Origin of the sequence: Thermanaeromonas sp. (assembly GCF_021890735.1) — a bacterium.
GTDB lineage: Bacteria > Bacillota > DSM-521 > Neomoorellales > Neomoorellaceae > Thermanaeromonas.
Map to the genome: position 1 here is coordinate 1 of NZ_JAKKUR010000053.1, position 11,130 is coordinate 11,130.

At 49.4% G+C, this 11,130-nt stretch carries 12 protein-coding genes, 2 tRNA genes and 2 pseudogenes; 3 read left to right on the forward strand and 13 right to left on the reverse strand.

What is annotated here, in order from left to right; translation table 11 throughout:
* The 4 genes from L5656_RS08255 to L5656_RS08270 form a co-directional block, all read right to left on the reverse strand.
* Window positions 1-755: acetaldehyde dehydrogenase (acetylating) (locus L5656_RS08255; RefSeq protein ID WP_297201652.1), on the reverse strand; the 755-nt coding region annotated here is incomplete at its 3' end.
* A 49-nt stretch (window positions 756-804) separates the two neighbouring features.
* A complete protein-coding gene (locus L5656_RS08260; RefSeq protein ID WP_297201654.1) occupies window positions 805-1,578 on the reverse strand; it encodes a 2-keto-4-pentenoate hydratase in 774 nt (257 codons plus the stop codon).
* A 90-nt stretch (window positions 1,579-1,668) separates the two neighbouring features.
* Window positions 1,669-2,580 (reverse strand): molybdopterin-binding protein, encoded by a 912-nt coding sequence (locus L5656_RS08265; RefSeq protein ID WP_297201657.1) that lies wholly within the window; start codon window positions 2,578-2,580, stop codon window positions 1,669-1,671.
* Between the two features lie 9 nt (window positions 2,581-2,589).
* The gene (locus tag L5656_RS08270; protein WP_297201661.1) at window positions 2,590-3,408 is read right to left on the reverse strand and encodes a nicotinate-nucleotide pyrophosphorylase; all 819 of its coding nucleotides are present in this window, start codon (window positions 3,406-3,408) and stop codon (window positions 2,590-2,592) included.
* 197 nt (window positions 3,409-3,605) lie between these two features.
* On the opposite strand from L5656_RS08270, the pseudogene L5656_RS08275 reads away from it, so the two are divergent.
* A pseudogene (locus L5656_RS08275) lies at window positions 3,606-4,438 on the forward strand (SDH family Clp fold serine proteinase).
* A 59-nt stretch (window positions 4,439-4,497) separates the two neighbouring features.
* Here L5656_RS08275 and L5656_RS08280 read toward each other — a convergent pair.
* The 5 genes and pseudogenes from L5656_RS08280 to L5656_RS08300 form a co-directional block, all read right to left on the reverse strand.
* Complete coding sequence (locus L5656_RS08280; RefSeq protein ID WP_297201667.1) at window positions 4,498-4,830, reverse strand: spore coat protein; 333 nt, start codon at window positions 4,828-4,830, stop codon at window positions 4,498-4,500.
* A 12-nt stretch (window positions 4,831-4,842) separates the two neighbouring features.
* Window positions 4,843-5,040, reverse strand: coding sequence for a hypothetical protein (locus tag L5656_RS08285; protein WP_084666418.1), 198 nt, complete (start codon window positions 5,038-5,040; stop codon window positions 4,843-4,845).
* 101 nt (window positions 5,041-5,141) lie between these two features.
* Window positions 5,142-5,324 (reverse strand): annotated as a pseudogene (locus L5656_RS08290) (glutaredoxin family protein); the annotation flags it as partial.
* A 161-nt stretch (window positions 5,325-5,485) separates the two neighbouring features.
* On the reverse strand, window positions 5,486-6,886 hold the full coding sequence (locus L5656_RS08295; protein ID WP_297201675.1) for an aspartate aminotransferase family protein: 1,401 nt from the start codon (window positions 6,884-6,886) through the stop codon (window positions 5,486-5,488).
* 206 nt (window positions 6,887-7,092) lie between these two features.
* Window positions 7,093-8,460 (reverse strand): radical SAM protein, encoded by a 1,368-nt coding sequence (locus L5656_RS08300; RefSeq protein WP_297201678.1) that lies wholly within the window; start codon window positions 8,458-8,460, stop codon window positions 7,093-7,095.
* A gap of 201 nt (window positions 8,461-8,661) precedes the next feature.
* Here L5656_RS08300 and L5656_RS08305 point away from each other — a divergent pair, with 201 nt between their 5' ends.
* The gene (locus L5656_RS08305) at window positions 8,662-8,889 is read left to right on the forward strand and encodes a DUF1657 domain-containing protein (RefSeq protein ID WP_297201681.1); all 228 of its coding nucleotides are present in this window, start codon (window positions 8,662-8,664) and stop codon (window positions 8,887-8,889) included.
* Between the two features lie 362 nt (window positions 8,890-9,251).
* Window positions 9,252-9,527 carry a type II toxin-antitoxin system HicB family antitoxin gene (locus L5656_RS08310; RefSeq protein WP_297201683.1) on the forward strand — a complete coding sequence of 92 codons (276 nt, stop codon included), beginning with the start codon at window positions 9,252-9,254 and terminating at the stop codon, window positions 9,525-9,527.
* On the opposite strand, the gene L5656_RS08315 is transcribed toward L5656_RS08310, so the two are convergent.
* The 4 genes from L5656_RS08315 to L5656_RS08330 form a co-directional block, all read right to left on the reverse strand.
* Window positions 9,478-10,290 (reverse strand): tyrosine-type recombinase/integrase, encoded by an 813-nt coding sequence (locus L5656_RS08315; RefSeq protein WP_297201686.1) that lies wholly within the window; start codon window positions 10,288-10,290, stop codon window positions 9,478-9,480. The two genes, L5656_RS08310 and L5656_RS08315, sit on opposite strands and share 50 nt — an antisense overlap.
* Before the next feature lie 51 nt (window positions 10,291-10,341).
* A tRNA-Leu gene (locus L5656_RS08320) sits at window positions 10,342-10,429 on the reverse strand.
* 52 nt (window positions 10,430-10,481) lie between these two features.
* Window positions 10,482-10,874, reverse strand: a complete 393-nt coding sequence (locus L5656_RS08325) for a PaaI family thioesterase (protein ID WP_297201689.1) — start codon at window positions 10,872-10,874, stop codon at window positions 10,482-10,484.
* Window positions 10,875-10,983: 109 nt separating this feature from the next.
* Window positions 10,984-11,059, reverse strand: a tRNA-Cys gene (locus L5656_RS08330).
* Window positions 11,060-11,130 lie beyond the last annotated feature (71 nt).

Here is an 11,130-nt window from a genome sequence, read left to right on the forward strand (position 1 = left end):
ACCTCGATGATGGTAGTAACTTTATGCCCATCCAGGATGGGAGGGACACGCAACCGGTAGCCAGGAACATAACTTTGGACTTCTTTAACCATCCTAAATACTGCCTCTCTTATGGCTTTTTCGTCAGGATTTTCCACTTCTACGTAAATGGTATTCGTCATGATAATGGGCGGCTCTGCTGGGTTCAGGATAATGATAGCTTTGCCCTTCTGGGCACCTCCTATGACGCAGAGGGCCTTGGCCGTAGTCTGGGTAAATTCATCGATGTTTTGCCGGGTACCTGGCCCCGCGCTTTTACTAGCAATAGCCGCTACAATTTCAGCATAGCGCGCTCCTGCTGCTTTATTTATGGCATATACTATAGGTACTGTAGCTTGCCCCCCGCAGGTCACCATGTTTAAGTTGGGCGCTTCATACAAATCTTTAAGATTGACTGGCGGAACTACATAAGGGCCAACTGCTGCCGGGGTAAGATCTATAGCAATTTTACCGGCCTCCTTTAAAAGAGGCGCATGTTGGAGATGGTGCTTGGCTCCTGTAGCATCGAAAACTATCTTTATACTCTCATCCTCCAGCACAGGCTTGATACCTTCTGTGGTGGTCCGTATACCTAAAGCCCGCGCCCTTTTTATCCCTTCGGATTCTACAATACCCGCCATGAGCTCCATCTTAAGATAGCGGCTGCGCAAGATTTTGTACATAAGATCAGAACCGATATTACCCGGGCCGACAACGGCCACCTTGATACGATCCACTTTACAGGCCTCCTTCACTATTACGTCAGGGCATGTATTGCACTTATGTCTAGACAAAGCGCAAACTCAAGGTTCCCAAACCGTAGAAAGATACAGTAAACACGTCACCCGCTGCCGCATCTACCGCAGCAGTTATAGCTCCAGACAAGATAATCTCCCCCGCTTCGAGGGCTATATCAAATTCAGCCAGTTTATTGGCCAGCCAGGCTACAGCCGCGGCCGGATGACCCCAGACTGCTGCACCAGCACCGGTATTGACTACCTGGCCGTTTTTCTCCAGCACCATGCCAATAAGGCGGAGGTCGAGATCTTTAACCGGTACCATGCGGCTACCCAACACAAACCGTGCACTGGAAGCGTTATCTGCTATCGTGTCCGCAAGTTTAATCTTCCAGTCACGTATGCGGCTGTCTACTATTTCAATGGCCGGCATCACGCCTTCTGTGGCCCGGAAAACATCGGCGATGGTGACCCCCGGACCCTTTAAAGTATCTTTAAGTATAAAGGCAATTTCCCCTTCTACCCGGGGCCATAACAGCTCATCCCGCGGGCAGGGCTCCCCCTCAAGAAGAAGCATGTGGTCCAAAAGGTGCCCGTAATCGGGCTCTTTAACTCCTAAAAGATCCTGCATAGCTTTACTGGTAAGGCCGATCTTTTTCCCTATCACCTTCCGCCCTTGTTTTAACTTCATCTCTACCCCAGCAAGCTGAATACGGTAAGCTTCTTCTACCGTCAAGCCAGGGTAAGTAGAAGTAAGGGGCTCGAGGGGTTTTCTCTGGCTTTCCGCTTCGAATAATTCCTTAGCGATGGCTTGAAGATCCACCTGTTATAGCCTCCTATATCTTAATATTTGGGTTACAGCTCCCCATTCTCCTGAGGGTCCTCTGCTAAAATATCGGCCCCTTCCCAAGGTTTATCTTTCCGCATGAGCACCATGAGCGAAGTTGCCCAGCTTCTCCTGCCAGCGGCGGCGCAAGGCACAAGCTATCTTTTCAGCTAGGGAAGCATCATCCATACCTTGAGCGAGGCCTTCTAAAAGAACCTGGCACCCGAGCTTAGCTTCCTCATGGGGACCCGGAAGGGCAACCAACCGCGTCACCCCCACCCGGCCTACAGCTATACGAACGCCCTCCTTATGATGCCGGCGCATATCCGGTGTAAACCTCAGTATCCACGGCGTATGTGCTTGGGGGTCTAACCGCAAGATAGCCTCTATATTACAATCCTTATCTTCGGCACCTACACCGCCGGTGGTGATAATAAGACCATACCCCTGTTCTATGGCACCTTCTAACCTGTTCACTACGGCGATTAGATCGTCCTCCAGAATCCCCCCGAACCTCACTTTAAAACCCGCAGACCGGAGGGCCTCCATGATATAGGGAGAATTGGTATCCTGGATCTTCCCCGCTAAAAGCTCACTCCCGGAGGCGAAGACCAGAGCCCGCCGCGCTACAGCTTCCTCAACTTCCCGTGACATCCTTTCCGAAACCCTTAGGATTTCCTCGGCCAAAGAAGGCTCCAGGGCGATAAGTCCCAGCACTCCCTCTGAATGCACAGAGGCTCCAGGCCCCAAGGTAACCCCCGGAAGCTCACCTAATTTTTGAAGTATATCCTTACCCTTGCCGGCCACCATCTCGGCTTGGATGCGCCGACGCAGTACATCGAACGCCACTACCCCTGGCCGCACATCCACTACCATAACTTCATTTTCAGACAATCCCAGGGCCCGGGCAGCAGCGGCTGCCACCTGAGCGAGGTCTACATCCTCAAGCTCTATATCCTCTATCCAAAAGGTGGTCTTCTCCAGCAGGTCCCATTCCATCTATCAACTTCATCTCCCGTTAACCTTACCTACTACCTCTAACCGGAAATCCAACAAGGGAGCATCGATAATGGCACGACCCACATCCACAATATCTGCTCCCGCGTTGATAACTTCTTCTATGTTCCTCTTATTAACCCCCCCGGCGAAGGCAAGCTTGATCCGGGTGCGGAAACCTTCTTTAAGGGCTACCTCCCCAACCACCTTTAAATCTTCTAACCTTCCCGTATCCACCATGAGGATGTGTGCTCCTTCGGCTACGGCTTCCCTCGCTTCTTCCTCTAAAGACTTTTCCTCTCCCCGCAACTGTACTACAATCACTCTTCCCTGAAGTTCCCGGGCACGGCGTACCGCCGGGATTATCCCTCCAAACATGCGGATATAGTTTTTATCTAGATAAACAAAGGGTTCATCTACTATCCGGATCCCCGCGCCGCCTGTGGCGATGGCTTGGCGCAGTTCTGTTCGTACCTCCCGGGGTACTTTCTTCCACGCTCCGCATACTACCCGCGCCCGGCCACCGGCTAAGGCGACCAGTTCATAGGCTGCCGTAGCCACACCCGAAGCCTTACCGATACAACCTAACAGCTCTTCCTCAGCACGAGTGACCTGCCAGGCCGTGCCACTCGCCCGGCAAACGCAGCCACCAGGCGTAATGCGCTGGCCTTCGGGCATAAGCCACTTTATATCTAAACCCAATTCCCGGGCTACTTCCTTTACCCTCTCCGTCCCCGCCAAGATCCCAGGCTGTAAAGCGGTGATCTCCAATATGAACTTGTGCTCTTCCAACGGGGCTAGCAAGAACTCCCTGATATCCACGGGGACCATCTCATTCGATTATTTCGTATGTGGTTCGACTATTAATTTATTTCTACACCGATTTTGGTTTTCCTTCAAAACCAAAAGAAATTTTGTTCGGTATTATCGAAAATTATTTTATGTCACCGTACTTGCCGAATCCGTCTTTAGGGCGAAGGATTTTTAAAAGCTCATTCCATACTATATAGTAAGAAGGGGGCACAGGTATGGACATCCTCAGCCTTATATGGCTCATCTTCCTCATCTCCGCTTTTTTGCCCATGCTACACCAGCGCCGCATTGAGGCAGCCCGGTTAAGGCTTATTCGAAGCTTCGAAAAGAAAAGAGGTTCACGCCTCATTACCCTCATCCACCGCCAAGAATCCTTAAGTTTTCTCGGCATCCCTTTAACGCGGTATATCAATATAGAAGACTCGGAGCAACTCCTCCGGGCCATAAGGCTTACGCCTGAGGATATGCCCATCGACCTGGTTCTCCACACCCCAGGAGGGCTAGTGCTAGCCGCGGAACAGATCGCCCACGCTATTTTGAAACACAAGGGAAAGGTTACCGTATATATTCCCCATTACGCCATGTCCGGCGGCACCCTCATAGCCCTGGCAGCTGACGAGATCGTTATGGATGAAAACGCCGTGTTGGGGCCGGTAGATCCCCAGCTAGGCCAGTATCCTGCCGCTTCCATCCTAAAAGTCCTGGCCCAAAAGCCTATCAATGAAATTGACGACAGAACCCTTATCCTGGGTGATATGGCCCGGAAGGCCATGGATCAGGTGCGAGAAAGCCTTATTAAGATCTTAAGCGAAAAAATGGAACCCTCAAAAGCAGAGGAGCTGGCCACTATTTTAAGTGAAGGGCGTTGGACCCACGATTATCCCATCACCGTAGAAGAGCTGCAGAAGATGGGCTTGCCGGTCAAAGTGGGGCTCCCGCGAGAAATCTATCAACTCATGGAGCTTTACCCCAGCCTGCAGGCCGCCGCCCATCGGTCCAGTATATACCTTTACCTTACGGGCGAGAAAATGAGCGGCCACGAACTTAAAAAGGCCCCTGCCATATAAGGCAGGGGCCTTTTTATTTTCCTTGAGGCGATTTATAAATTTAGGCTCGGGGTTGAAAGCCAACTTGTCCCATCTGAGCAGGGTTTACCCCAACTTGGGCCTGAAGGCGCATGGCCTCTTGTCGCATCTGCTGCTGGAGCTGGTTTATATCCTGCATGTTGGCCATTTGCAGGTTGTACCAACCGCGGGTGTTCAGGGAATCAAAGACCATTTTAAGGCAATTCTGCTCGTCCTGGTAAATGCTTATAAAATCCCGCCTTAGGTCTTGGTTTGCACATTCAGTGATGGCCATGTTATAGCTAGACGTTAAAAACTTCTGGCTGGCCAAACAATCACTGGCCATGAGCTTATCATCCATTCCTGGAATGGGCATGTCTTTCCCCCCTTACATCAACTGCTGGCCGCCCAGGTGGCGCATGAGGGTATTGTAGTGACGCTGGTGAGCTTGCTGTAAGGAACTAAAAAGCTGTTTTAGCTGGGGATCGGTGCATTGGGCTGCATAAACACCGCATTTCTGAATCATAAGAAGCTCAGAGCTTAAGTTCTCCCTTAGTTGCATCAATTCTGCCTGGGTCAGCGGCATAGGAACCCTCCTCAAAGGCTGTTCCGCTTTAATTTGTATTCAAGTTTCTATCCTAAAGGTTTTCCCCTTCACCTTCGGAGTATACATTTATTCCCCTTTGTTTAAGACAACATTTTTCCTAACCGCTGGGGATCGAAACCTACCATAACCTTGTCACCTATTACAATAGTAGGAACTGCCATACGACCCGAACGCCGGTACATTTCCTCCCGGGCCTTATCATCACGGCTAACGTCCTTCTCTTCAAAAGAAAAGCCTTTACGGGAAAGAAACTCTTTCACCGAGGTGCAAGTCGGTCAAGTGGGGGTGGTATAGACAATGATTTCTGGGGCCATTCCTTCACCTCCATAAAATTAAATGACCGAACCCGCTGGTATTCTTTGTACTAGAGCTTTTGTTAGTTTCCCCAGAAAAAACCCGTATCTATACTTTAACCCGACTAAAACTATTCTTTTCTTCGCGAAAGAAAAGAACCCAGGGCTGTACGGGCGCTGTTTAAGGCTACACCCCAAAAGCCCTTTTCTATTAATATCTCTTCTAAGGCTGCCAGCACCTTTTCTAGCTCCGGGTAACCTATTATTAAAGGTGGTTCCAGGCGTATTACATTGGGATTATTTAAAGTATAAGCTGTTATAATTTGGTATCTATTCATAAGCTCTCCGGCCACAAGGGAACCAAAATATTGTTGGGAAAGCTCGTTTAATTTGCCTAGACTCAGCTTATTCAAAAAGCCAGAGGCTGGCTGGTTAAACTCTAGGCCTACAAGAAGCCCCCGTCCCCTTACCTCTTTGATGAGGTTAGATTTTTCTTTCAGCCGCTTTAAACCCTCCAGTAAAAATCGACCTTTCTCACGGGCTTGAGCCGCCAAATCCTGCTCCAAGATACTAGAAAGGGCGGCCAGCCCGGCGGCCATGGCCAGGGTGTTACCTCCAAAGGTGGAAGTGTGAAGCAAGCACCGCTCGGTTCCCCCATAGGCCCGCTCCCAAATGTCGGGTCTCGAGATATAAGCGCCTAAAGGCATTATGCCCCCACCCAAGGATTTAGCTAAACAAAGAATATCCGGAACCACTCCGTCATGTTCGCAGGCGAAAAGATACCCCGTTCGCCCAAAACCTGTTTGAATTTCATCTACGATGAGCAAGCTTCCGTATTTGTCACACAGCTCCCTGACCCGGGCGAGATATCCGTCAGGAGGAACTATAACCCCTCCTTCACCCTGGATAGGCTCTACAATAAAAGCAGCTACGTCCCCTGAAGCTAACCTCCTTTCTAAAGCTTCTGCATCACCAAAGGGGACCGGCTCGCATCCCGGAAGAAGGGGTTCGAAAGGTTTTCTGTATTTCTGCCTTCCGGTTACCGAAAGTGACCCAAAGCTCTTGCCATGGAATGAGTTCTCACAGTATACAATTTTATAGCGGCCTGTGGCGGCTCGAGCTAACTTAAGAGCGCCCTCTACAGCTTCCGTCCCACTATTGCAGAAAAATACCCTGCTCAAATCCCCGGGAGTTATAGCCGCCAAGTTATGGGCTAACGCTGCAGCAAGAGGATTGAGGGAGGCCTGGAGAAGGTTGGGGCGCTCTCGAACCATTTCTACAGCCTTAATGACTTGAGGAGGATTATGTCCCAGATTAAGGGCTCCGTAGGCACCCAAACAGTCAATATAGCGCCTGCCCTCCCGATCCCACACATAAACTCCTTCAGCCTTTACAAACTGTTTATCAAAATCGAGAAGGCTCAAAAGGCTTGCTAAACCCGGGTTTATATAGCGTTTATAGTATTCCCTTATCTCCTGGCGGGAAAGCTTGAGGGCATCTTCTAAGCTCAAAAGGTTGTAACCAGAAGCCATAATTTAAAGATTCTCCTTCCTCCTAAAGGACGGTAACGTATACTAGATGTAATATATACATACATCTTAGCATGTACACATAAAAAATACCAGGCCGCTATACCGGCTTATTTTCAGCCATTAGGGCCTGGCATTAGATTGCAAGGTAGGAGAAAGAACATCCTTGCCTGGGCTACCCTGTTTAGATATTTAATGACTTTATCACCCTACTGTACCTGAGCCTTGGGTAAAGCTGAGTGCTTTTCTTCCCAGATGCTATCAGCCAATCTCCCCCACTCCTGAGCATAAGGTTTAAGTTTGGCGGCAAATTCATCCACACTTTCTTTATCATGTAACTGCGTGCAGTAGGCGCCCGATTCGTGCACTATCTCTTGTAACATTTCCGGACAATCGATCAGCGGACAAGGACGCCGTAAATTAGGATGGAAGGGCTGGCGTTTCTGATAAGCCCGGAAAAGGGGGTTCTGCAAAGCTTCTATTAGACTCATATTTTTAATATTACAGGTGCTGTAATGCACAAATGCGCAAGGCTCAACCTCTCCTGCAGCATTTATATGGAAGTAGCGCCGGCCACCGGCAATACATCCGTTACTGGCTTCACCATCATTCCAAAAATCGACCAGGAAAATGGGCTTTGTCTGGCGGAAGTAGGTAATGCGTTCAAACATCCAAGCCCTCTGTTCTGGCGTAGCCATTAATGTTAAATCTACATCTTTACCGATAGGAATATAAGTGAAAAACCATACAAAAGCTACCCCTTTATCCACCAGCATATCGATAAAATCTTCGCTACCTAATTCTTCTGTGTTCTTACGTGTGTAAGTAACCGAGGCCCCGAAAACCGCCCCGTTATCACGTAACAAATCCATGGCGCGCATTACCTTTTTAAAGACACCTTTACCGCGCCGGGCATCCGTAGTCTCCTCAAAGCCCTCTAGACTAATAGCCACAGTTATATTCCCTAAGCGCACCATCTCTTGCACAAAGCTTTCATCGATCAACGTTCCATTGGTGAAAATATGAAAAACCTGGTCCGGGTGTCTTTCCGCAAGGGTGAGGATATCTTCTCGCCGTAAGAGAGGCTCGCCTCCAGATAAAACTATAAAGTAAATTCCTAGTTTTTCTGCTTCCGTAGCTATACGATCCATGGTAGCCAGATCTAGCTCCTGAGTCCGTTGGTAATCTCCGGCCCAGCAACCTAGGCAGTTCAGGTTACACTTTTCAGTAGGATCCATCAAAATGGCGTAAGGTACAGATACACCCAACTTGGCAGCCCATTCCTTTTGCCGTGGTACGCCAATAAATGTTGAATTAACAAAAAAGTTAATGGCTAAACGCTGGCGAACGTTGGGATGGGTTTGGGTGAGAAGGCGCTGAGCAAACTTATACCAGTTACTTTCTTTGTCCTGAAGCACGCGCTTAACTGCAGCCACCATCTCACGATGATGAGGTTCCCTGGCCAGCTTTTCAGCGATACCTAATATACCCCGGAGGTTACGCTCTGGATTGCGAAGGATAAATTTTATCCCTTCTTCCAGCAGCTTTTCCCCCATAAAAGTTTCGGCCAGATTCATGCTTGTTCCTCCCTTCCGGCCGCAGGTTTTCTGGTAAATATATACACCCACCCTACACCCAAAAGACCAATTTTCTGTTAAAATTATACCTACTTTTGCTAAAAAAGGTCAACTCTTTCACAGCATAGGGAGAATATTAGAGATTTCAGAGGCCACAATAATTAGTGCAGGGACTCAAACTTGTTTAGGGAGGCTCAGGCCATGACCATCGGAACACGTATGCATCAATGCCTTACTTCGCTGGAAGGAGCTATTGCAGATCTTAAAAGCTTTGCGTTGGAAACACAAGATAAAATTGCTCAAAAACAGTTTACGGACTATGCAAACCAGCTGGAAAACATCGCCCAGGGGTTAAAGGGACGCATCAACTATATCGAAAGCCAGGAGCCCCAATACAAGGTTTACCAGCAAGCCCAGCAGCAAAGATAGCTATCCGTGTAGTGAAAGCCCCCTGCATAAAAATAGGGGGCTTTCACTTTTTACAGGAGGATCCAGGCGCCTGGCTTAAGGCGGGGATATCGCTTTTAAAGACGGCAGCGATAGGTACTCCCTACTGGTCAGACTCTCAAGAGCATAGTAGATGGAGTGTTAAGTTTAGTAGCTTAACATATATTGCCACTTCCCACTTGGAGTTGACACTAACAATGGGGCCCCCGAACCCCCATGTTGCCCAATATTTGTGGTAAAATTGTACCAAAGGGGTAAGTGGCCATTGGAAGCTTCTTGACTGCCAACCAGGGTAGATGTTGCCGGATGATAATGGGAATGCTAAGGCCAGGGAGGAACGACCAATGCGCTTTAAGGTAGTATTGGAATGGGATGAGGAGACGGGTGTTTACGTGGCTACTGTTCCGGCCCTGCCGGGATGTGCCACCCAGGGAAAGACACGGGAGGAGGCTTTAGAGCGAGTAAAAGAAGCTATTGCCGTGACCGTGGAAGGGCTTAAGACAACAGGCCAGCCGGTTCCTTCTGGCGATGTGGACATTTCTATAGCTGAAGTGGTGATACCGGCTGGTCCTAGTGGCCGAGTATCCTCTGCAAAGCGAAGGGGTCATTGGCTTCCTTGAGGAACTCAATGGCGAAGGTGTGCCTCAAACCGTAGGGCGTGACCTTAACGCCTGCCTTCTGGCAGTATTCCCTCACCCTTGCGGCCCAGTGCCAACGGTTAAGGGGCCTCCCGTTTTCAGTGGCGAACAGGGGCACGTCATCACTCCACCATGTGGGCCTTACCTTGAGGAACTTCGCCAGGGCTTGCATGGTGAAAGGCGATAGCACCAGGGTACGGCCAACACAGGTCTTAGCCACTTCAGGGCGAATGTACAGTTCTCTTGCCTCAAGGTTTAAATCGCTTGGCCTCACCTGGAACAGTTCACCAGGCCTTGCACCGGTATCTATTTGTGTCAACAAGAGGGTGTAATCCCTTAAGCCTACATAGCTCCGCTTATCCGCCTGTTGCAGTAGCTTCTTCAGGGCCTCCAAGGGCACATGCCTTATGTTGCTAAGGTCTTCTTTGGCCTTTCTTATCCCTTGGGCTGGGTTGGCTGGAAGATACCCTTCGGCCACACACCAGTTGAAGAAGGCTTTAAGGTGGCGTAGTTTGATGTTATGATACCCGGGCGAACAAGGCTGGCTGAAGTAGCGGATAACCGCTTTCCGCAGGGCCTCATATGTGGTGAGGTTGGGATTGGCCTTAAGAAAGGCTTCCACATGGCGGCGGTAGATTTCCAGGGTGGATGGTGCCAGGCCATCGGCCTGTTTAGCAAGGAGGAACTCATCCAGGGCATAGGACAAGTCCAATACCTTCGGGTTGAGTTTGGCAATCCTGCCCATAAAAACAGCCTCCTCAGGACCACGAGATTTTTGAGGAGGCTAAACCCCTTGTGGTGCGAGAGGCGGGACTCGAACCCGCACGGACCATAGGTCCACGAGATTTTAAGTCTCGAGCGTCTGCCTGTTCCGCCACTCTCGCATATCAGATATCCACGTTGCAAACGTTATTATAGCACAATACCAATAGCCTTTCAACGGTCTTCCATAACTCCCTCGTGGTTAAGCACATAAAAAATACCGTTGGCCATAGCTACTCTTTTATCCTTTACCATCAATACAGCTTGGGTATGTATGATATTCTTGCCCTCATGAATTACTTTTCCTTCGCAAATTACCTCGGCACCCTCATGGACAGGGTAAACATAATTTAGAGACAAATTCACTGTAGCCGCAACTTTCCCCAAACTTCGGGCAGCTACACCCATAGCAGTATCAGCCAATGTCGCAAATACTCCTCCATGCAAATTCCCCCAAGGATTGAGGTGTCTTCTATCAACTTTAAGCCTTACCCTTACATTTCCCGGGTTTATGCTTAAAAATTCGATACCCAGCGATTCTACAAAAGGGTTGGGGGTTACCTTCATTTATAAGTAAAACCTCCGAATTCAAACTCTAAAATTTAGGCCATAAAAATTGACCCCTCCCACAAGCATCGTTTTTCTAGGCGCTGCCTGGGAAGGGGACGGAAACTAATGGAGGCGCGGGCCGGATTTGAACCGGCGAATGGCGGTTTTGCAGACCGCAGCGTTAGCCACTTCGCCACCGCGCCCTATAGATAAAATGGAGCGGAAGACGGGATTTGAACCCGCGACCCCCGCCTTGGCAAGGCGATGCTCTACC

Bases quoted from the DNA above. Each gene is read 5' to 3' on its own strand.
- L5656_RS08315 (WP_297201686.1), bottom strand. From the start codon at position 10,290: ATGGGCAGGATTGCCAAACTCAACCCGAAGGTATTGGACTTGTCCTAT.
- L5656_RS08310 (WP_297201683.1), top strand. From the start codon at position 9,252: ATGCGCTTTAAGGTAGTATTGGAATGGGATGAGGAGACGGGTGTTTAC.
- L5656_RS08265 (WP_297201657.1), bottom strand. From the start codon at position 2,580: ATGGAATGGGACCTGCTGGAGAAGACCACCTTTTGGATAGAGGATATA.
- L5656_RS08295 (WP_297201675.1), bottom strand. From the start codon at position 6,886: ATGGCTTCTGGTTACAACCTTTTGAGCTTAGAAGATGCCCTCAAGCTT.
- L5656_RS08285 (WP_084666418.1), bottom strand. From the start codon at position 5,040: ATGCCGCTGACCCAGGCAGAATTGATGCAACTAAGGGAGAACTTAAGC.
- L5656_RS08300 (WP_297201678.1), bottom strand. From the start codon at position 8,460: ATGAATCTGGCCGAAACTTTTATGGGGGAAAAGCTGCTGGAAGAAGGG.
- L5656_RS08305 (WP_297201681.1), top strand. From the start codon at position 8,662: ATGACCATCGGAACACGTATGCATCAATGCCTTACTTCGCTGGAAGGA.
- L5656_RS08270 (WP_297201661.1), bottom strand. From the start codon at position 3,408: ATGGTCCCCGTGGATATCAGGGAGTTCTTGCTAGCCCCGTTGGAAGAG.
- L5656_RS08325 (WP_297201689.1), bottom strand. From the start codon at position 10,874: ATGAAGGTAACCCCCAACCCTTTTGTAGAATCGCTGGGTATCGAATTT.
- L5656_RS08280 (WP_297201667.1), bottom strand. From the start codon at position 4,830: ATGCCCATTCCAGGAATGGATGATAAGCTCATGGCCAGTGATTGTTTG.